The 20,555-nt window shown below is 65.6% G+C and carries 19 protein-coding genes; 9 read left to right on the top strand and 10 right to left on the bottom strand.

The window, feature by feature from the left end:
- The 4 genes from FEZ63_RS06895 to FEZ63_RS06880 form a co-directional block, all read right to left on the bottom strand.
- Positions 1-1,194 (bottom strand): multidrug effflux MFS transporter, encoded by a 1,194-nt coding sequence (locus FEZ63_RS06895; RefSeq protein ID WP_150942906.1) that lies wholly within the window; start codon positions 1,192-1,194, stop codon positions 1-3.
- Between the two features lie 94 nt (positions 1,195-1,288).
- Complete coding sequence (locus FEZ63_RS06890; RefSeq protein WP_150942905.1) at positions 1,289-2,032, bottom strand: M48 family metallopeptidase; 744 nt, start codon at positions 2,030-2,032, stop codon at positions 1,289-1,291.
- 91 nt (positions 2,033-2,123) lie between these two features.
- Positions 2,124-3,383: a polyhydroxyalkanoate depolymerase gene (locus FEZ63_RS06885; protein ID WP_150942904.1), complete on the bottom strand. Its 1,260-nt coding sequence runs from the start codon at positions 3,381-3,383 to the stop codon at positions 2,124-2,126.
- Between the two features lie 207 nt (positions 3,384-3,590).
- Complete coding sequence (locus FEZ63_RS06880; RefSeq protein WP_150942903.1) at positions 3,591-4,268, bottom strand: ArsR/SmtB family transcription factor; 678 nt, start codon at positions 4,266-4,268, stop codon at positions 3,591-3,593.
- A 72-nt stretch (positions 4,269-4,340) separates the two neighbouring features.
- On the opposite strand from FEZ63_RS06880, the gene FEZ63_RS06875 reads away from it, so the two are divergent.
- The 4 genes from FEZ63_RS06875 (at position 4,341) to FEZ63_RS06860 (ending at position 7,101) form a co-directional block, all read left to right on the top strand.
- Complete coding sequence (locus tag FEZ63_RS06875; RefSeq protein WP_150942902.1) at positions 4,341-4,670, top strand: NIPSNAP family protein; 330 nt, start codon at positions 4,341-4,343, stop codon at positions 4,668-4,670.
- Positions 4,667-5,026 carry an antibiotic biosynthesis monooxygenase family protein gene (locus FEZ63_RS06870; protein WP_150942901.1) on the top strand — a complete coding sequence of 120 codons (360 nt, stop codon included), beginning with the start codon at positions 4,667-4,669 and terminating at the stop codon, positions 5,024-5,026. The genes FEZ63_RS06875 and FEZ63_RS06870 overlap by 4 nt, the downstream gene beginning before the upstream one ends.
- Before the next feature lie 64 nt (positions 5,027-5,090).
- On the top strand, positions 5,091-6,470 hold the full coding sequence (locus FEZ63_RS06865) for an ActS/PrrB/RegB family redox-sensitive histidine kinase (protein ID WP_150942900.1): 1,380 nt from the start codon (positions 5,091-5,093) through the stop codon (positions 6,468-6,470).
- Positions 6,471-6,525: 55 nt separating this feature from the next.
- On the top strand, positions 6,526-7,101 hold the full coding sequence (locus FEZ63_RS06860; RefSeq protein WP_275552335.1) for an ActR/PrrA/RegA family redox response regulator transcription factor: 576 nt from the start codon (positions 6,526-6,528) through the stop codon (positions 7,099-7,101).
- Here FEZ63_RS06860 and FEZ63_RS06855 read toward each other — a convergent pair.
- From FEZ63_RS06855 to FEZ63_RS06845, 3 genes are all read right to left on the bottom strand, one after another.
- Positions 7,098-7,610, bottom strand: coding sequence for an MmcB family DNA repair protein (locus FEZ63_RS06855; protein WP_150942899.1), 513 nt, complete (start codon positions 7,608-7,610; stop codon positions 7,098-7,100). The two genes, FEZ63_RS06860 and FEZ63_RS06855, sit on opposite strands and share 4 nt — an antisense overlap.
- 78 nt (positions 7,611-7,688) lie before the next feature.
- Complete coding sequence (locus FEZ63_RS06850) at positions 7,689-8,837, bottom strand: helix-turn-helix transcriptional regulator (protein WP_150942898.1); 1,149 nt, start codon at positions 8,835-8,837, stop codon at positions 7,689-7,691.
- Positions 8,838-9,187: 350 nt separating this feature from the next.
- Positions 9,188-9,742: a tetratricopeptide repeat protein gene (locus FEZ63_RS06845; protein WP_150942897.1), complete on the bottom strand. Its 555-nt coding sequence runs from the start codon at positions 9,740-9,742 to the stop codon at positions 9,188-9,190.
- A gap of 221 nt (positions 9,743-9,963) precedes the next feature.
- Here FEZ63_RS06845 and FEZ63_RS06840 point away from each other — a divergent pair, with 221 nt between their 5' ends.
- The 5 genes from FEZ63_RS06840 to FEZ63_RS06815 all read left to right on the top strand — a co-directional run bounded on the left by FEZ63_RS06840 (position 9,964) and on the right by FEZ63_RS06815 (position 16,627).
- Positions 9,964-12,501: an ABC transporter transmembrane domain-containing protein gene (locus FEZ63_RS06840; RefSeq protein ID WP_150942896.1), complete on the top strand. Its 2,538-nt coding sequence runs from the start codon at positions 9,964-9,966 to the stop codon at positions 12,499-12,501.
- Positions 12,502-12,588: 87 nt separating this feature from the next.
- Positions 12,589-13,500 (top strand): MBL fold metallo-hydrolase, encoded by a 912-nt coding sequence (locus FEZ63_RS06835; RefSeq protein ID WP_150942895.1) that lies wholly within the window; start codon positions 12,589-12,591, stop codon positions 13,498-13,500.
- 178 nt (positions 13,501-13,678) lie between these two features.
- Complete coding sequence (locus FEZ63_RS06825) at positions 13,679-14,686, top strand: NAD-dependent epimerase/dehydratase family protein (RefSeq protein WP_150942894.1); 1,008 nt, start codon at positions 13,679-13,681, stop codon at positions 14,684-14,686.
- A gap of 1 nt (position 14,687) precedes the next feature.
- Positions 14,688-15,689, top strand: a complete 1,002-nt coding sequence (locus tag FEZ63_RS06820) for an MraY family glycosyltransferase (protein WP_150942893.1) — start codon at positions 14,688-14,690, stop codon at positions 15,687-15,689.
- On the top strand, positions 15,686-16,627 hold the full coding sequence (locus FEZ63_RS06815) for an NAD-dependent epimerase/dehydratase family protein (protein ID WP_150942892.1): 942 nt from the start codon (positions 15,686-15,688) through the stop codon (positions 16,625-16,627). Before FEZ63_RS06820 ends, FEZ63_RS06815 begins: the two co-directional genes overlap by 4 nt.
- On the opposite strand, the gene FEZ63_RS06810 is transcribed toward FEZ63_RS06815, so the two are convergent.
- The 3 genes from FEZ63_RS06810 to FEZ63_RS06800 form a co-directional block, all read right to left on the bottom strand.
- Positions 16,560-18,527 (bottom strand): nucleoside-diphosphate sugar epimerase/dehydratase, encoded by a 1,968-nt coding sequence (locus tag FEZ63_RS06810; RefSeq protein WP_150942891.1) that lies wholly within the window; start codon positions 18,525-18,527, stop codon positions 16,560-16,562. The genes FEZ63_RS06815 and FEZ63_RS06810 overlap by 68 nt on opposite strands.
- Positions 18,528-18,608: 81 nt before the next feature.
- Positions 18,609-19,391, bottom strand: a complete 783-nt coding sequence (locus tag FEZ63_RS06805; protein WP_150942890.1) for an ABC transporter ATP-binding protein — start codon at positions 19,389-19,391, stop codon at positions 18,609-18,611.
- Positions 19,388-20,386, bottom strand: a complete 999-nt coding sequence (locus FEZ63_RS06800; RefSeq protein WP_150942889.1) for a FecCD family ABC transporter permease — start codon at positions 20,384-20,386, stop codon at positions 19,388-19,390. Before FEZ63_RS06800 ends, FEZ63_RS06805 begins: the two co-directional genes overlap by 4 nt.
- Positions 20,387-20,555: the final 169 nt, after the last annotated feature.

Below are 20,555 nucleotides of genomic sequence, written 5' to 3'. Positions count from 1 at the left end.
TCAGGAACGACAGGCCCGGGCGTGCCGCGTCGATGAGAACAGGACCAGCGCCGCCAGACCGGTTGCGGCGATGGTGAGGGCCAAGGGCAGCGCCGAGCCGTCGAGGTTCTGGCCGAGCACGATGCCGAGGATCGCCGCGAAGCTCATCTGGCAGATGCCGAGCAGCGACGAGGCGGTGCCGGCGCGATCGGGAAACGGCATCAACGCCGACGCCATGGCCTGCGGCATGGTCAGCCCGACGCCTGCGCAATAGAGCACCATCGGGCCGACAATCGCCAGGAACGACGGCACGCCCGCCGCCACCAGGACGGCCATCGCGCCGCCGCCGAGCGCCAGGCAGGCGACGCCGATGAGAATGGTGCCGTCGAGCCCGCGCGGGCCCACCAGGTGCTGCGCCAGGAATGTGCCGGCGATGTAGCCCACCACCACGAGCGCGAAGGAAAACGCGAAGGCGAGCTGGCCGAGGCCGTAGATGTTCTGCAGCACGAAGGACGAGCCAGAGATGAAGGCGAACAAGCCGCCATAGGTGAGCATCGACAGCATCACGTAGACGCGATAGCCGCGATGCCGCGACAGGTTGCCGAAGGCCCGCAGGATCGACCCGAACGAGACCGCCTGCGCGGCCTTTCGCGGCAGGCTTTCGGCGAGGCGGAACGCCACCACGATGGTGAGCATGGCGCCGAACGCCATGGCGACCATGAAGGTCATGCGCCAGCCGCCCCAAGGCGCGATCAGGCCGCCGAAGATCGGCGCGATGGCCGGCACCACACCCATGATGGAAGCCATGCGGGACAATTCCCGGCCGGCGCGCGAGCCCTCATAGAGATCGCGCACCACGGCGCGCGCCAGCACGATCGGCCCGGAGGCGCCGAGCGCCTGGACGAACCGCGCGCCGATCAGCATCTCGACGTTGGGTGCGACCGCACAGGCAAGGCTTGCGAGCGTGAACAGCACGAGCCCGCACAAAAGCACCGGCTTACGGCCGACCCGGTCCGAGATCGGCCCATAGAAGAACTGCCCGACCGCGAAGCCGAACAGGAACACCGACAAGGTGAGCTGCGCCTGCCCGGCCGTGGCCGCAAGGTTGTGGGCGATCGCCGGCAGCACCGGCAGGTACATGTCGGTGGAAAGAGGCCCGAGGGCGGTCAGCAGCGCCAGGACGACGGTCAGGGCGAACGTATTCGGCTTGAGCATGGGCGAGATGACCTGGAGCGGGGCTTCGCATCTAGGACGAAAACACCCGCCTGTCACGCGGGCGTCAGCTCATTCGATCCGATGCCAGCGGTCCTCACCCGAACCGGTGCAGCGCCGAGCCGTAGGTCTTCAGCCATTTCTCCGCGTCTTCGGTGCGCGGGCAGAGCTGATGCGTCAGCTTCCAGAACCGGTGCGAATGGTTCAGCTCGCGCAAATGGGCGACTTCGTGCGCCGCCAGATAATCGAGCACGAAGGCCGGCGCCATGATCAGCCGCCACGAGAAATTGAGCGCCCCATTGGCCGAGCAGGAACCCCAGCGGCTCTTGGTGTCGCGCACCGTGATGCGTTTGGCCGGGATGCCGAGCGCGGCCGTGTGGTGCTTCACGCTGGCGGCAAAATCCCGCTTGGCCTCGGCCTCGAGAAAATCCTGCACCCGGCGCGCCACGTGGAGGACGTCGCCGGACACGGCGAGGATAGGCGCGCCGTCGCTACCCGTGGTGGCGCGGGTGACGCCCCGGATGCTGGACCAATGGACGATCTTATGCGGCACGCCGCGCAGGGGAACGAGGGCGCCGGGCTCGAACTTCACCCGCATCGGCACCTTGGCGAGCCGCGCCGCGATCCAGGCACCGTGGCCGTCGGCGAAACGCTGGGCGATCTCGATGCTGGTACGCTCGGGAATGGTCAGCACGACCTCGCCGGAGGCGTTCGAGACGCGCAAGGTGATGCGCTTCGCCGTGGGGCGGCGCTTGAGGGCCACCTTCAGGGTGCGGCCCTCGTGACTGACTTTCAGGTGCGGGGGATCCTCGGGGACCCGGCGGAACAGGGCGAACTTCATGTCCGCAATCTGCCCTGCCGCTGCGTCCGTGTCAGCGCAGCCGTTTGCCGCTGGCAGGAACCGATCGGGGACGTTCGCCGGGGCTTGACGGCTAGGCGGCGACCTGTCCGGGCGTCTCTGAATCGGCATGCTGCCGAACAAATTCAGCGATTCGAGGAGCGATTTCAGACCGGAAGCGCGAGCCGTTGAAGACGCCATAATGGCCGACACCCTTCTGAAGGTGGTAGAGCTTCTTGTCCGACGAGAGGTTCGGGGTCAGCTCCAGCGCCGCGAGCGTCTGGCCGATGCCCGAGATGTCGTCGCGCTCGCCTTCGATTGCCATGATGGCGCAGCGGCGGATCGACACCAGGTCGACCGGCTTGTCCCGGTGCATCATCTCGCCCTTCGGCAATTCGTGCCGCACGAAGACCTTGTCGACCGTCTGGAGATAGAACTCGGCGGTGAGGTCCATGACGGCCAGATACTCGTCGTAGAAATCCCGGTGCTTCTCGGCGGAATCCCCGTCGCCTTCGACCAGATGGTTGAACATGTCCCAATGGGCGGTCACGTGCCGGTCGAGATTCATCGCCATGAAGCCGGAGAGCTGCAGGAAGCCCGGATAGACGCTGCGCCAGAAGCCCGGATGGGCCGGCGGCACCTGCATGATGCAATGGCGCTCGAACCACGCGATGCCGCGCTCCTCGGCCAGCAGGTTGACGGCGGTCGGCGACCGTCGGGTGTCGATCGGCCCGCCCATGAGGATCATGGAGCGGGGCGTCTTCGGGTCGTTCTCGGCTTCCATGCGGGCGATGGCGGCGATCACCGGCACCGCCGGCTGGCAGACCGCCATGACGTGCAGGTCTGGCCCGAAGGTGCGGAACATGTCGATCAGGTAATCGATGTAAACGTCGAGGTCGAACCGCCCCTCCGAGAGGGGAACCATGCGGGCATCGGCCCAATCGGTGATCATCACCTGATGGGTCGGCAGGAAGGTTTCGACGGTGCCGCGCAGCAGGGTGGCGTAATGGCCCGACATCGGCGCGACGATGAGAAGCCGGGGCTGGCTCGCGGCGCTCTTGTGATCGCGTTCAAACGCGATCACGTCGCAGAAGGGGTGCTCCCAGACGATGCGTTCGGTCACCCGGACCGGTTTGCCGGCGATCGTCGTGGTCGGGAGGTCGAAGGCGGGTTTGCCGTAGCGGCGGGTGGTGCGCTCGAACAATTCGCAGGCGGCCGACACGGTCCGGCCATAGGGTGTGTCGCTTAAAGGGTTGCCCGGAATGTCCAGCATGGACCTGGCGGCGTCGGAGGCTGCGCGGGCGGGGCCCAGCAACCAATGGGCGGTCTCGTACCAATAATAAGAAAGATTCATCTACAATACCCCACGGGCCGGGTGCTCTTTTTCCTCGCCAACGCGATTCGAGCTTATCCTCAACCCTGACTGTAAAATGTAAGTTCCCGGCCGTAAAAGCAAGTTTACCTTATTTTCCTAGGATTTCGGCCGTCTCGCCTGCCTCAGGAGGCAGGCCCGGAAACGCCATCGGATCAAGGGGTTGGAGGTCCGCCGGCCGGCCAGGAACTAGGCTTCGGGCGCCACGTGTTCGACGAATTGCTTAAGGCCCGTCGGCGTGAAAGCCAGAGAGCGGCCGTCGCGCACGGCCCAGTCGCGGCCGATCACCTCGGTCAGGATGGCGGCGCCGAGGGCGCCTCCGAGGTGGCTGCGGCGCTCGCTCCAATCGAGACAGGCGCGGCAGACGGGCCGGCGGCCTTTCTCCAGCGCCGCCACGTCGATGCCGAAATCGACGAAGAATTGCCGCCCCGAGGGCGTCAGGGCCAGATCGTCCTCGCCGGCAATCAGCTCTCGGCGCTTGAGGCTCAGGAGCATGGCGACGCCGCGTTCACCCGCGAGATGGTCGTAGCAAATCCGGGCGGTGCGCAGAGCCTCGTCGCGAGGACCCGTTCTCACCCGGACGGCGCCGGTCCGTTGCGCCAGCCCCATCAGTGCCTCGAGCACCTGCGCCACATCCGGCCCCGAGAGGCGGAAATAGCGGTGGCGCCCCTGCTTCTCGCCGATCAGCAGGTTGGCGTCCGAAAGCTTCGCCAGATGTCCGCTCGCGGTCTGGATGGTCACCCCGGCGGCGCGCGCCAGTTCGCTGACGGTCAGCGCCCGTCCGTCGATGAGAGCGGTGAGAATATTGGCGCGGGCCGGATCTCCCAGCAGCGCCGCCACGGATGCGATGACCGGACCTTCCTTCATACTTCGATCATAGCCGAAGCATCCGCGTCGATCAATCGGCTAGGATTTGGGCTCGTACATAAGGAAAAACCGATGATCACCTGCTTCATTCGCTACGAAATCGATCCCTTCAAGACCGAGGCCTTCGACGAATATGCTCGCAATTGGGGCGAGGCCATCCCGCGCTGCGGCGCCGATCTGATCGGGTATTATGCGCCACACGAAGGCTCGGCGACGACCGCCTATGGGGTCTATAACATCGACAGCCTTGCCGCATACGAGCAATACCGGGCGCGCCTCAAAGCGGACCCGCAGGGCCGGGCAAATTACGAGTTCGCCAAGAAAGAACAGTTCATCCGGCGGGAGGATCGCATGTTTCTTCGTCTCGCCTCCGCGCCGCACGGAAAGCTGATCCAGCCATGATCGCCGTCATCTTCGAAGTCTGGCCCGCTGAGGGCCGCACGCAGCATTATCTCGATCTAGCAGCCGCTCTGCGCGCCGATCTGGAGCGGATCGATGGGTTCGTCTCCATCGAACGGTTCCAGAGCCTGAGCGAGCCCGGGAAGCTCCTGTCGCTGTCGTTCTTTCGCGACGAGGAGGCGGTGCGGCAATGGCGCAACCTCCCCGCGCACCGCAAGACGCAGGCGGCGGGGCGGGCCGGAATCTTCCGGGATTACCGCCTGCGCATCGCGTCCGTAATTCGCGATTATGGCCTGGATGACCGCGACGAGGCGCCGGACGACAGCCGGCAGGCCCATGCTGTGACGGCGAAACCCTGAGCGGCCGAGCCGGGTACGGCCAAGTCTTCCTTGGCGCGGGGCGGAAAGGCCCTATCCTTGGCGCATGGATGAACTCAACCCGACGCCGCTGACGCGCAATGCCCGGCAATTGCGTCTCGACACCCTGGTGCGCCTGCGCTGGCTTGCCATTGCGGGCCAGGCGTTGGCGGTGGCGGTGGTGCGGTTCGGGCTCGGGTTCGAGCTGCCCTTCGGCCTCTGCTTCGTGGTGATCGCCGCCTCCGCGTCGGTCAACCTGGTGCTGCGCATCGAATTTCCGGCGAGCCACCGCCTTGGCGACAATGCGGCCACCATCCTGCTCGCCTTCGATATCCTGCAGCTCGCAGGTCTGCTCTACCTGACCGGCGGGCTCGCCAATCCGTTCGCGATCCTGTTTCTGGCGCCGGTCCTGATTTCCGCCACCGCCTTGACGCCGGAGCGCACGCTCGCGCTCGGCCTGCTGGCGGTGGGGTTGTCCACGGTGCTCGCCCTCACCCACCGTCCCCTGCCGTGGTTTCCGGGCGAGACGCTGACCTTGCCGTTCCTCTATGTGACCGGCATCTGGACCGCGATCCTGCTCGGCATCGTTTTCACCGGCATCTATGCGTGGCGGGTTGCCGAGGAGGCGCGCCAACTCGCCGAGGCGCTGGCGGCGACCGAACGGGTGCTGGCCCGCGAACAGCACCTGTCCCAGCTCGACGGGCTGGCGGCCGCGGCCGCGCACGAACTCGGAACCCCGCTCGCCACCATCGCGCTCGTGGTGAAGGAACTGCATCATTCCCTGCCGCAGAAAGGTCCGGTCGCCGACGACCTCAGGCTCCTGCGTGAGCAGGTCGAGCGCTGCCGCAGCATCCTCACCAAGCTCACCTCCATGGGGCAGGAGGAATCGGCGTTCCTCGAAACCATCACCCTGAGCCATCTGGTCGAGGAGATCGTGGCGCCCCAGCGCGCGCTCGATCTCGATGTGGCGGTGAAGACCGGCGGCGAGGGTCCGGAGCCGATGGTCCGGCGCAATCCCGGGGTGGTCTATGGCCTGTCGAACATTCTCGACAACGCGGCGGACTTCGCCAAAGCCCGCGTGAGCATCGCGGCGCATTGGACCGATCGCGACGTTGTCATCGAGATCAGGGATGACGGGCCAGGCTACGCACCCGATATCCTGCTGCGCGTCGGGGAGCCTTACGTGACGACGCGAAGTGCGTCGGCCAGACTGGACAGCAGCGGAGAAGGCGGCGGGCTGGGCCTCGGCCTCTTCATCGCCAAGACGCTGCTGGAACGATCCGGCGCTCAATTGACGCTGACGAATGCGGCTTATCCCGATTCGGGTGCCGTTGCGCGGATCGTTTGGGCCCGTCAGGCGTTTGAAAGGGGTGCGGCAATTTCGCCGCAGCCGGAGGCGAGGGGAACTCTCACGCAGGAGAGCAACAATTCCCATATGAGAGACTGAACGGAGTGAGTCCGACTATCCCGAGTGGCTTCGCGTTCCAAGGAGTTTTGGCGACATGCAGGGAGATGTTCTGATGGCCGATGCGCCGCTGGCGTTCGAAGAGCGTGCCGACAAGAGCCTCTTGATCGTGGACGACGATCGTCCGTTCTCAAGCCGTCTGGCGCGCGCCATGGAAGCGCGCGGCTATCAGGTCCGCGTGGCCGAAAGCGTGGCCGAGGGCCTGAGCGCCATCGAGTCCGAGGCTCCTGCTTTCGCGGTCATCGACATGCGATTGGGCGACGGCAACGGCCTCGACGTGATCGAGCGTTTGAAGAATCGCCGCCCCGAGGCGCGGGGCGTCATCCTGACCGGCTACGGCAATATCGCCACCGCGGTGACGGCGGTCAAAATGGGCGCCTTCGATTATCTGGCGAAACCCGCCGATGCCGACGAGATCCACGCTGCCTTGATGGCGATCCCGGGAGAGCGGGCAACGCCGCCGGAAAATCCCATGTCGGCGGACCGTGTGCGCTGGGAGCATATCCAGCGGGTCTACGAGTTGTGTGGCCGGAACGTCTCCGAGACCGCGCGCCGTCTCAACATGCACCGCCGCACCCTGCAGCGAATTCTGGCAAAGCGCGCTCCGCGTTAAAGTCCGCCGTCATGCACGAGGTCGGGATCTGCCAGCTGATGAAGCGCAAACGCTGCCGATTGCGCGAAGCGCAGGGTCACGGCCTTGCGCCGCGCACCGGCGAGCGGGTGGTGGCTTGCATCCCGCAGGATGGCCGCGCCGAATGAATCGGCGACGATGAGACCGCAATCCTCGGGCAGGATCTCCACCGGCATGGTGTCGGGCGCGGCGAAATAGAAGCGGTCGCAGAAATCCCGGTAATCCGGCCACTTTCGATCGGCGCGAAAATCCGCCACGCAGGATTTGATCTCGATAATCGTCAGGAGACCGTTCGGCGCCAGCGCGATCACGTCCGCGCGCCGCCCGTTCGCCAAAGTGAGTTCCGGCAGCGTGGCTTGGCCGAGCTGGGCGAAGAGCCGCCTCACGCCGCGCTGCACGTGAAGCGCGGTCGGCGATTGCCGGCCGTCGGGCCGCAGGACCGGACGCGCGGGCAAATCGCCGGCTGAAGGGGAAACGATCGAATCGGACATCGCGGCAGATTACCCTGCCGGGCAAACCTCGCAATGGCGCGATTGTCGCGTTGCGGCTCACACGCAGAGAACCTGCATTCAGCTTTTGCGGGTCGTGTCGCCGCTGCCGCGGAGAAAGTGGCGGATCAGGTCGGCCTGCCTGTTTTCGCCGGTCTTCTCGAAAATCTGCTTCATGTGGCTCTTGACGGTATTGATGCTCAGGCGGGCCTCGTCGGCGTAATCAGCCAACTTTCTGCCATTGAGGATGGCTTCCAGCAAACGGGTCTGCGCCCCCGTCAATCCATATCGCCGCGCCAGTTCGGTCGTCGCATCGGGGTTCCGCGTCAGCGGATGCTCCACCAACAGCATGGCTGCCGGACCATGGCGGAGCTCCAGGTGCTGCTCGGTCGTCATCGGACTGACCATGACGGACAGAGCTTGCGACGGGCCGAACGGCAAGGCGAGCTTGGTGCCCGCATGCGTGTTTCTTCCCATTCCGGTCGATGCCGCTTCCTTGATGGCGTGCAGGAGAGCCTCAGTGTCCTTCGAGGACAGAGCGCAGATGCGGCCGAAGCGGGTCGAGAGGCCGTGGCCTGCCGACAAGATGCTCTCCGCACTGGCGTTGGCGAAAATGATCCATCCATCCTCCCGCACGAGGATCACGCCGGTCTTAAGGTGATCGAACGCCGAAAGGGCGCTGCGGTAGTGAGCATCGGCGTGATGCAGTTTCTCGTGAACCTGCACGGCGCGCCTGATGTGCGGGAGCAGTTCGCGCCAAGCCTCGACTTCGTGAGGCTCGAAAGCGGCATGCCGGCGGGACCGCAAAATCGTCAGGTTCGTTATGCCTGCGCCACTGACGAGGACCGGCGTTGCAAGGGTTTCGTATATTCCTTGCGGCCGCAGCCAGTCGGCATAGAACTCCGTGCGTTCGAGCTCGCGCGGATCGACAAGCCCGGAACCGAAGAAGAGCCTGCCTTCCTGGTTGATCGGGTTGACCCCGCCCGACCATATGTTTCGGTACCAGGGATTTACGTGGGCGTAGTAATCTTGATACAGTTTTGCGTATGCGAGGTCGGCTTCACCATATTTGACCAGTCCAACTTCGTTACTGGTGATATTTTGTGAGAAGAGACCTGCGTTTCCCTTGAAGTGCGCTGAGAAACTCGCAAGAAAAACGTCCCACAACTCTGGGTCAAGGGCAGCATCGTAAATACTGCCGATCAGCCTCAGGATTACCTTAGAATCCATACCCAATTGTTTGCAACGAATTAAGATAATCGTGCACGATGAGTTTGCCTGTATTTAAATCGCTATTTTTTCGTACTGGAGAAGCGCGAGATCATCTTTTGCAGATCGAAGGCTTTTGGTTCAGACTGCCTGATAGCACGCAAGTCCAACGTCGTCCCCGTATGAACACATAGGATTTGATGGCTCTGAGCGGCTCGTAATTCTGCGCATGTTCTGGCCAGGCGGGATCGCCGGGCGGACAGCAGACCCCTGAGCGACGCGGCTTGAATTTGGATCCTGAACGGTGCGGCCGACAGGGATCGACGAGATGCGGCGGGAGCAACCCTTCGGGCCGATCTCCTGCAAACGCTCTAGTGCAACATCAACGTGTGCGGCGCGAGGTCTTCGAGGATTTCAGCCAGGTCTTCGAGATGCGGATTGATCGAGAGGGCGATCTGGAAGGCCGCCCTCGCCTCGTTCAGGTGCCCATGGCGCAGGCACACATGACCGAAATCCGAGATGGCTCCGAAATGGCGGGGTTCGAGAGCAAGTGTGCGCTCGATATCCGCGAGGCAGTCGGCATCGCGCTTTTCGATGAAGCACAGGGTGGCGCGCCGGTTCCAGGCCTCGGCCCAATCCGGATAGCGCTCAGTCAGGTCGTCGAGCAGGATTCGCGCCGCGTCGAGCGCACCGACTTCCATCCCCTCGATGGCCTCAGCCATGATTTCCTCGGCATCGCGGTCCTCATGCGAAGTCCACAGGGTCCAGATCACCTCTTCGACCTCCTGGGCGGCGTCCGCGTTCTCGGTTTCCGAGAGTTCGCAAAACAATTCCCGCAGGCGGGCGGGAACGCCCGGCGCGGGCTGGTGGGCCGAGAGATCGAGGATAAGGTGAAAAACCGGATCGAGCGTTTGGGCTGAAATCATCGTGGCCTGTTACTATCCTCCAGGGTCATCCAGGCAAGATAGAATGCGAGTAAGGCACAAACATAGAGTCGGAAACCCCGGAAACGAGGGGTGCGCGACCTTTGAGACCTCGCGCAGCCGGCGGATACGAGGCGTTGGCGCCAACTTTTAACGCGCGGCCTCTGGTCCTTACGGTTCCGCTTCGATAACGTTCCGGCGTTCGAGCGATCCAGGGAGACGATATGGAGCGCGATCCACTGCGCCTGACCTGGAAAACCAGCCCTTGGCGGCACGTCCTGGGCTTTCTGCTCCTGACGCTCTCCGGCCTCGTTCTGCTTCTCGGCCTGGAGATGATCCGCGTGGCGACCGATATCGCGACGGGCGCCCCCGGCATTGCCGCCGACGCGGCCGCTTTTCTGCGGCTGGCCATTCCGCTGCCGCGCGAGATCGCCGCGGCGCCGCTGGTCATCCTGCCCGGCTTCGCGCTCGCCCCGGACCTGCTGGCTTTCGTTGCCGTCTGCGGCCTCGTGCTCGTGCCCCTCATCGTGGCGGTTCTCTCCGTCCTGCTCGACTGGCTGATCGTGGGAATCGGCGCGCGCGTGATCACGCGCCTCCGCGCGACGATCCTCGACGCATCCTTGAGGGCGCCGGTATCGCTCGAATCCGACGTGGAGGCGTTGCATGACCTCGCGGCGGGCGATCTCGCGCGCGAAGGACGGGTGCTCGGCGCCGCCCTGCTGGCGTCCGTGCGATTGACCGGAATGGTGACGCTCGCGTTCGTTTATGTGCTGCTCGTCAACTGGCATTTCGGCCTGGCGCTGGCGGTGGTCATGGTCGTCGGCGCGGCCCTGAACGCCCACCGGCTGCGGCTTCGCATCGATATCGGGCGTATCCGCCAACGCGAGGGCGAGACGGTCGACAAGACCTTCGCGGAACTTCGCCACCGGGTCCCGGCAATCCGTGCGCACGGCACCGCTGCCTTCGAGCGGGAGCGGCTGGCAACAGCGCTCGCGCTCCGCCATCGACCGGTCGAAAGCTGGGAGCGCCGGCTCGCGATCGTCGAGGCGCTCTCGGTGGCGGTGATCTGGCTTGCTCCGATGGCGGTCCTGGCTGTTGCCGTCTGGTATTCGACCCCCGGCATCGTCAGCCCTGGCGCGCTCTTGGCCTCCAGCCTTGCGGCAACGCTTGCGGCTTTCGGCGCGCGGGAATCGGTGCAATGGCGGCGCGTGGTGGAGCGCACCAAGATGCTGCTCTCCAGCGTGAGCGAGGCCTTGAACGCCGTCCGGCCCCGCGCCCGGGAGATGGCACCCGTCGCCCTCCCGGACAGTGGAGCGCTGGTGGCGGAAGGGGTCTCGGCCCTCGACCCGGCAAGTGGATCGCGGATCGCGGGCGTCGATCTGCGCATCGCCTTCCCGGCTCATGTGGCGCTGACCGGGGATGGCGACGCCGGTCCGCGCGTTCTGGCCTCCCTGCTGGGCGGGCGGATCGCCCCCTCGACCGGCCATCTAACCTTTGGGGGCGTCAACCTGGCGGCGGTACCGGCGGTCGAGCGGGCGCGCCGGATCGCGCTTGCGGGAGAGACCGTGCTGATCCCCGGCACCCTGCGCGACAATCTGCTTTATGGCTGCTTGGGCGACGAGGCCGAAATGGATGCGCGGCTTTCCGACGCCATCGTGACGACGGCGCTCGACCGCCTCATCCATGCGCGAGGCCTGTCCGGCAGCCTCGATCCGAAACGCGAGGACAGGCTCGCGGCCGCCATCGTGGAAGCCCGCCGTGCCGTGCAGGCGGCGCTGGTCGCCGAAGATCTGGACCGTTTCGTCGATCCTTTCGAAGCGCAGCGCTATAACCGCTACGCCACGGTCGGTGAGAATCTCCTGTTCGGCAAGGCCATCGGCGACACGTTCCGGGAGGATCGACTCGCCGGCCATCCGTTCATCCGCGCCATTCTCGAGGCCGAGGACCTGACCAAGCCGCTCGCGCGAATGGGCCTCTCGATTGCCACCAGCATGATCGAGATCTTCGCCGAGATTCCGGACGGACATCCGCTTTTCGAGCGTTTCTCGTTCTTTTCCGCCACCGATCGCCCCTATTTCGAGGACCTGGTCGAGCGCCGACGGGAGAACCGGCGTGGGGTCCAGACCGGGCGCGATCAGGAGCGCCTGATCGGCCTCGCGCTGCGCTACAACGAGAGCCGCCATCGCCTGGGGCTGATCGACGAGGCGATGGAGGCGCGGATCGTCACCGCCCGCGCTGATCTCGCCCGCATGCTGCCGGTCAGCCTGCAGCCTGCCATCGAGTTTTACGATGCGGCACGGCTCTGTGCCGCCGCCAACGTACAGGACAATCTGCTGTTCGGCCGAGTTGCTGCCGATCAGGCCGGCGCCGAGGCTGCGATCCAGCAGGTCATCCGCCGCGTCCTCACCGACCGGGGCCTCGACGCCGAGGTGGCGCGCATCGGCCTCAACACCCCGATCGACATGCAGGGAAGCGATCTCACCTTAAGCGAGGTCGCGATGATCGATCTCGTGCGCTGCCTCGTGCGCCGGCCCGATATCCTGGTAGTGCAGCGGGCGCTCGAGGGCCTGCCGACGGCGACCGCCGAGGCGCTGGTGGCTAATCTGCGCCGGTCGCTGATCGGCCGCGGACTGGTGCTGGTGACGCCCGACGTGACCCCGAGCATGGAACAACCGCCGTTCGAGGCCGTCATCCGTTTCGAGCGCGGCGTGCCGAAGGTGGAGCAGCGCCAAGCGGCGCCTGCCGAGGCCCTGAGCGCGTGACCGATTGGCGCTTGACCCCGCGCGTCCCGGTCTGTTCATGTGTGCCAGCGCACATGCGGCAACTTTCGGATCGGCGATGATCGAGAAATGATGAGGCGTGTTTTATCCTCCGGTGACCTCCAGATCCGATTCTGGGGAGTCCGCGGTTCGACCTGCGCCTCGGGTCCTCAATTCGTCGAATTCGGCGGCCACACGCCTTGCATCGAAGTGCGCTGCGGCGAGCGGCTCTTCATCATCGATGCCGGAACCGGACTGGCTGCCCTGGGATCCCACCTCGGCAATTCGGCGCCCGATACCGTCGATATCCTTCTCAGCCATCTCCATCTCGATCACATCAGCGGGCTGCCGTTCTTCAAACCGGCTCTGCTCAGCAACGATCGGGTCATCCGCACGTTTTGCGGCAATCTCGATGGGGAGAGCGCGCAGGCTTCCCTCGACCGGCTCTACTCGCCCCCGCTCTTTCCGATCTGCCTCGATCAGCTGCCGGCGCATTTTGAGCATCACGGCTTCAAGGCCGGCGACACCCTGTCGTTTGCGGACGGCACCACGATCAGGACCCACCTGCTCAACCATCCGGGCGGCTCGACCGGATACCGCTTCGCCCATGGGGGGCGCAGCGTCTGCTATATCAGCGACATCGAACATGCCGACCCGTGGCCCGATCCGGCGCTGACCGAATTCGTGCGCGACGCCGACCTGATGATCTATGACGGCATGTTCTCGGATGCCGAGTACACCCGCTGCCAAGGCTGGGGCCATTCAACCTGGAACAAGGGCGTCGAACTGGCGAAGGCGGCCGGCGTCAAGGCGCTGGCGATCTTCCACATCTTCCCCGGCCATGACGACACGTTCCTGAAGGTCTCCGAAGCCGAGATGCAAAAGCTCATGCCGACGGCGTTCGTCGCCCGCGAGCGCCAGACGATCGCTCTCGCGCCTCTGCCCAAGGCCGGTAAACCGGTTGCGGATCAGCCACTTCCCGTTAAGGTGCCGGCCCACTAGATCTCGATGAGTTTGAACCGAAATCGGTCCAAACTCGGGAACGTGATCGATCCCAACAACCTGGAGCATGATGTCGGCCGAAAACCGCTTCACACTTTTCGGCATCATGCTCTAGCTTAAAAAAATCGGCGACAATGCGTCCGCCGGCGCAACCATAACTCGGGCGAGCGGGCGTCTCATGCCAACACCCATCCTTGTCACCGGTGCGGCCGGATTCATCGGCTTTCACGTGGTGCAGCGCCTGTTGCGGGACGGCCATCACGTGGTCGGCGTCGACAGCTTCACGCCCTATTACGATATAAGCCTGAAGGAAGCGCGCTTCGCCAATCTGGCGCCGCACAACACCTTCATGCCGGAGCGGATGGATCTCGCCGATCCTGACGCGACGAGGGACCTGTTCGCGCAGCATCGCTTCGAGCGCGTCATCCATCTGGCGGCCCAGCCCGGCGTGCGTTTCATCGATCCGCAGCCTTATGTGGCGTCGAACCTGGTGGCGTTCACCCACATGCTGGAAGCCTGCCGGCATAACGGGGTCGAGCATCTGGTCTATGCGTCGTCAAGTTCGGTCTATGGCGCCAACCGGCGATTGCCGTTCTCCGAACACGCCGCCGCCGACCATCCGATCAGCCTTTATGCGGCGACCAAGAAGGCCAACGAAATGATGGCGCATTCCTATGCGCATCTCTTCGGATTGCCGGTCTCCGGCCTGCGGTTCTTTACCGTTTATGGTCCGTGGGGCCGCCCGGATATGGCGGTCTATACGTTTACCCGCGCCATCGCGGAGGGGCGCGAGATCCAGGTCGCCAATGGGGGCCGCGTGTGGCGCGATTTCACCTATGTGGACGACATCGTCGAGGGCATCGTGCGCCTCGTCTTTCACGACGCCACGCCCGATCCGGCCTGGGATGCGCTCGACCCGGATCCCGCCACCAGCAGCGCGCCCTACCGCCTCTACAATATCGGCAATGACCGCCCGCAGGAGATCAACCACCTGATCGCGCTGATCGAGGACGCGCTCGGCAAGAAAGCCAGGCGCGTCGACGTTCCGCTGCCGCCGGGCGACGTGCTGGAGACCCGCGCCGACGTTTCGGCCCTGCACCGCGCCGTCGGCTTCGCGCCCTCGACCTCGCTCGAGGACGGTGTTCGGCTTTTCGTGGATTGGTATCGGGGCTATCACGGCGATTGACATGCTGATCGCCCTCACCCTCCTCGCCGCGGCTGCTCTCTCGAGTGCGCTGATCGTCGTCATGATGCCGCTGCTCGTGCGCTATGCGCTGGCGCGCCCGAATGCGCGTTCGAGTCACACCGTGCCCACGCCGCAGGGCGGCGGCATCGCGGTCGTGGCGGCGGCGCTGGTGGTGGCGACCGCGACGCTTGTTTCGCTCAGCACCCCGCTGGCGCATTTCGGGATCGTTGTGGCCGCGAGCGTGGCGCTCGGGATCCTCGGCATCATCGACGATATTCGCCCCTTGCCCGCGCGCCCCCGCCTGCTCCTGCAGGTCCTCGCCGTGGTGGCGATCCTGTTCACGGCCGAGTACCGGGTTTTTCCGGATTCGGTTCCGCTCGTCGTGGAGCGCGCCTTTCTGTTGCTGGGCGGTGTCTGGTTCGTGAACCTCGTCAATTTCATGGACGGGCTCGACTGGATCACTGTGGCCGAAATGGTGCCGATCACGGCCTTTATGGCGGCGCTTGGTGGCTTCGGCGACCTTCCGGCGATCCCCGCACTTTTGGCGGCGGCCCTGTGCGGCGCCTTGATCGGCTTCGCGGTTTTCAACAAACCGCCGGCAAAACTCTTCCTCGGCGATGTCGGCTCGCTGCCCATCGGGCTTCTCGTCGGCTGGCTCCTGCTGCAACTCGCCGGAACCGGCGCGCTCGCCGCCGCGATCCTGCTGCCGCTGTATTACGTGGCGGATGCCACCATCACCCTGCTGCGCCGGCTCGCCCGGCGCGAAAAGGTGTGGGAGGCGCATCGCAGCCACTTCTACCAGCAGGCGACCGTCAACGGCTTCTCGGCGATGGCGGTGAGCGGACACGTCTTTGCCCTCAACATCTGTCTGGCTGGGCTTGCCGCCTGGACCATCCTGTCGCCGACGCCCATCGTGCAGATCCTGGCCCTGCTCACCGGGAGCGCTCTCGTGGGCCTGTTGCTGCGCCGCTTCTCGCAAGCCCGCCTGGAGATTTCCGCGTGACCGGTCCTCTCATCGCGCTCACCGGCGCCACCGGCTTCATCGGCCGTCACCTGGTGGCCGAATTGCCGAAGCGCGGCTATCGCGTGCGCGTGCTGCTGCGACGCCCTGCCGAGGTGCCGGAGGGCGCGACGGGCGCGGTCATCGGCGATATCGCGTCGCCGCACAACATGGCGGCGGCCCTGCGCGATGTGGATGCGGTGATCCATTCGGCCGGCCTCGCTCATGCCATGTCGGGGATGCCCGAGGACGATTACCGCGCCATCAACACGCAAGGCACCCTCAACCTTGCCCGCGCCGCCGAGCGCGCGCATGTGAAGCGCTTCGTGTTCCTGTCCTCGATCCGCGCGCAGTCCGGGCCGGTGGCGGCCCTGCCGCTGACCGAGGCGGACGAGGCGTGTCCGACCGATGCTTATGGCCGCTCCAAGCTTGACGCCGAACAGGGTCTCGACGCGCTCGGGATCGATTGGGTGGCGTTACGCCCGGTGCTGGTCTACGGGCCGGGCGTGAAGGGCAACATGGCGGCGCTGCTGCGGCTTGCGCAATCCCGCTGGCCGCTGCCGCTCGGCAGCCTTTATGCGCAGCGCTCACTGCTCTCGCTCGACAATCTGACCTCGGCGCTCGACGTGGTGCTGAAGGCGCCGGGCCCGCTACGCCGGGCACTGATCGTCGCCGATCCGGAGCCGCTGACGGTGGCTGAAATCGTCGCCGCCATGCGCTCCGGAATCGGCCGCAGACCCGGCCTCGTCCCCATCCCGTCGGTGCTTCTGCGCCTTGCCGCCGCGCTGACGGGGAGGTCAGAGGCCTATGACCGGTTGGCGGGCTCGCTGGTGGCGAAACCCGATGCGCTGAGGACGCTTGGCTGGCAGCCGGTCAGCTCGACGCGAGACGGACTGGCTCGGCTGGCGCAATCGGCTCAGGATTCTTCATCCGCCGGCTGAATTCGGGGATCGCATCCTCGAACACGCGCTCGGCCGCCGCGCGATCATTGGCGGCGACGGCCCGTGCCAGGGCCTTGAGCCATTCGTCGACGCGCTGACGGTCCGCGAAGACCGGCTTTGCGGCCATGACCCCGTCGATGCCGATCTCGGCCCGGGGCTCTTCGCGGGCAAAAAGGATTTCGTGCAGTCTTTCGCCGGCCCGCGTGCCGGTGACAGCGATCTCGATTTCCTCGCCGGGCTCGAACCCGGCCAGCCGGATCATGCGCTCGGCGAGTTCGATGATCCGCACCGGCTGCCCCATCTTGAGCACATAGACCGATGCGCGCTCATCCTGGTTGGCGCCGTCATGGAGCACGCGGCCTTCCTTATCCGCATGGGACGCGGAGGTGAGCACGAGATCGGCGGCCTCGCGGGTCGTCATGAAGTAGCGCACCATGTCGGGATGCGTCACCGTTACCGGGCCGCCACGCGCGATCTGCGCCTTGAATTTGGGCACCACGGAGCCGACCGATCCGAGGACGTTGCCGAAGCGCACGGCGATAAGGCGGGTCGAGCCGCCACGCCCCATGAATTCCGCATCGAGCGCCTGTCCGTACATCTCCGCAAAGCGCTTGGTGGCGCCGAGCATCGAGACCGGATCGATGGCCTTGTCGGTGGAGATCATGACGATCGCAGCGGTGCCGGCTTCGACCGCCGCGTCGGCCACGTTCACGGAGCCGAACACGTTGGTCTTGATGCCCTCGGTCCAGTTCGCCTCGAGATAAGGCACGTGCTTCAACGCCGCCGCGTGGAAAACCACGTCGGGCGCGAATGCGTTGATGACCTCGCGCACCCGCTCGCGGTCGCGCACATCCGCGATCACGCCGTCGACCTCGGTATCGCTCGACAGGATCGTGGGGTTTTCGAGAATCTGATGCAGCGACGGTTCCGAGCTTTCGAGAACGAGCAGGTCGCTCGCGCCGAACGCCACCACGCGGGTGCAAATTTCCGAGCCGATGGAGCCGCCGCCGCCGGTGACGAGAACGCGTTTGCCGCGAATGAAATCCTCGAGCCGCGTGCGGTCGATCTGCACGGTTGGCCGCAGCAGCAGGTCTTCGATTTCGAGCGGCGCCAGTTCGGCGTCCCGCATGCCCTCGCCCAGGCTGGTGACGCGCACGAGGGGCAGTCCGAGGCGCCGCGCCCGCGCGATCAGCATGTCGGGATGCGCCTCGGGCGCCAGCGCGCTCGGGGTGGCGACGAGGCGACGGATCGGCACGCCCCGCTCCTGGAAATCCTGCACCACCTGATCGAGATCGGCGAAAGTGCCGAGCACCGGCACGCCACGGATCGACTGGCCGAGGTCATCAGCGCGATAGGACAGGACGCCCTTGGGTTGAAGCTTTTTGACCGAGCCCGATTCGATGGCCCGCAACATCACCTCGATGTCGGTGCCGCGCCCGAGCAGCAGGGTCGGGGTGTTGGCGTCGCGCTGCAGGGTCTGGCGCGACTGGGCGTATTTGATGTAGCGGAAGGCGAGGCGCGGCCCGCCCAGAAAGAACATCTGGATCAGCCAGTAGAGCGCGATGGTGATCTTGCCGAAGAAGAACGAGCCGAAAAGCTGCGGCGAGACGAGAATGTAATCGACCACCAGCAGGCTGAGCGCGAGCACGCTCGAGGCACGAAAGATGTTGTAGAGGTCCGGCAGGGACGCGAACCGCCATTTGGAGCGGTAGAGGTGGAAGAACCAGTAGACGAACCCGGCGAAGAGCACGAAGGGCGGCAGCACATAGGGCAGCTGGCGCAGATGCTCGCTGAGCAGAAAACCGTCGAAGCGCACGAAAAAAGTCGCGACCACGGCGAGCGCCGTCATCACGAGATCATGCACGATGATGAGTGTTTTCTTGAAATCCTGGCGAGTCATGAGCCCATGTCGAAATCTGCAACGGGGTATCCGCCGAGGTCGTGCCTTTGTCAATCTGGCGGAGGCCGCCTCCCTCGCGGGTTAGGGCGGGTCGAGCGGCCGCTCGGCCACCACCACCAGCCCGCCCGCTTCCCGGGTAATGTGGGCCGCAATGCCGAAGCTTGCGGCGAGCTGCGCCTCGGTGAAAACCTCGCCCGGCGGGGCATGGGCCTGCAGGCGCCCGCCATCGAGCAGCACGATCTCGTCGGCGAAACGCGCCGCCAGCGTGAGGTTGTGCATGATGGCGACCACCAGTGCCCCCGCCGCCGCATGGGCTTTCAGGACTTCGAGAACCACCAGCTCGTGACGCGGATCGAGGGAAGCGACCGGCTCGTCGACCAGAAGCACCGGTGCCTGGGTGGCAAGCGCCCGGGCGAGCAGCACACGGGCGCGCTCGCCGCCCGACAATTCGGTCGCGGGGCGGGTCTCGAAGCCCTTCAAGCCGACGGCGGCGATGGCGCCGGCGACCGCTTCCCGGCCCACAGGCGAAAGCGCGTCGGGTTTCTCCTCATGGGGAAGGCGGCCAAGCGCGACGACGTCCCGGACCGGCAGCGGCCAGGCGATGGAGCCGCTCTGCGCCAGATACGCAATGGTCTTGGCCCGTTCCGATCCGCGTAAGCGCGACAGGGGAGCGTCATTCAGCAGCACCGCCCCGTGCGTCGGCGACAGAAGCCCGGCGAGGCTCCGCAGCAAAGTCGTCTTGCCGGCGCCGTTGGGTCCGATCACGACGGTAAATCGCCCCGATTCCAGCGCGAGATCGATGCCGGCGAGCGCGTTCTGATGCCCGAGCCTGACCGAGAGCTCGCGTGTGACGAGAGCCGTCATGCGGCCGTCTCCGAGAGTTCGGCTTTCCGCCGGGCGATCACCCAGAGGAAGAACGGCACTCCGAGCAGGGCGGTCAGAACCCCGATCTTGATCTCGCCGGAGGACGGAATGAGGCGAACGGCGCAATCCGCCGCGAGCAGCAGGGCCGCGCCGGCAAGGCCGGAAGGAACCATGGTGCGCGCCGGATCGTAGCCCACGAACGGCCGGATCAGGTGCGGCGCCACGAGGCCCACGAAACCGATCGAACCCGCGACCGCCACCGACGCGCCGGTCCCGATGGCCGCCCCGCCGACGATGAGGAAGCGCAGGCGGTCGGTGTTGATTCCGAGGCTGCGGGCCGTGTCTTCGCCCAGCGACAACGCCCGCAGGCCCGGCATCGCCGCCAGCAGAAGCAGCATCGCCACGAGGAGGAAGGGGGCTGCCAACCACACATGAACGATGGAGCGGTCTTCGAACGAACCGAGGAGCCAGAACACGATTTCGGTGACGGCGAACGGGTTGGGCGAGAGCGAGATGGCAAGCGACGTGCCCGCCCCGGCAAGGCTGCCGATGGCAAGCCCCGCGAGAACCAGCACCACGATGGTGGCGCTGCGCCCGGCAACCGCCACCACAAGCGCAATGGACGCCAGCGCTCCGACTATTGCGGCGACCGGCAGCAGCCACGACAATGCCCCGGCGAAGCCGAAATAGAGCACGATCACCGCCCCCAAAGCCGCCGCCTGCGGCGCACCGAACACGGCGGTGTCGGCCAAGGGGTTGCGCAGCAATCCCTGCAGGGCGGCGCCGGTGAGGCCGAAGATCCAGCCGATCATCAGCGCCAGCAGCGTGCGCGGCAGGCGGATCTCGCGCACCACGATGGAGGCGCTGCCGAGATCCACGAACAGGGCGCGAATCGCCGTGAGAGGTGAGATCGGCGCGGGTCCGATGGCGAGGGAGGCAACGGCGAGGATTGCGATCAGAATCACGAGGCCGGGGATGAGAAGGTTGCGGGGCATCGAAGCGCTTCTCCCTCCCCTTTGCGGGGAGGGGTAGGGGTGGGGGTCGAAATGTCTTGGCGATGACATGGGACGCCGAGCAGTACGGATATACCAGCCTTGACCGCAATCACCCAGTCAACCCACCCCCACCCTCGGTCCCTCCCCGCAAGGGGGAGGGAAGAAAGGG

The organism is Microvirga brassicacearum (assembly GCF_008757455.1).
Lineage (GTDB): Bacteria > Pseudomonadota > Alphaproteobacteria > Rhizobiales > Beijerinckiaceae > Microvirga > Microvirga brassicacearum.
The sequence above is the reverse complement of the archived record's forward strand: the minus strand, read 5'-3'. Positions and strand labels throughout refer to the sequence as shown.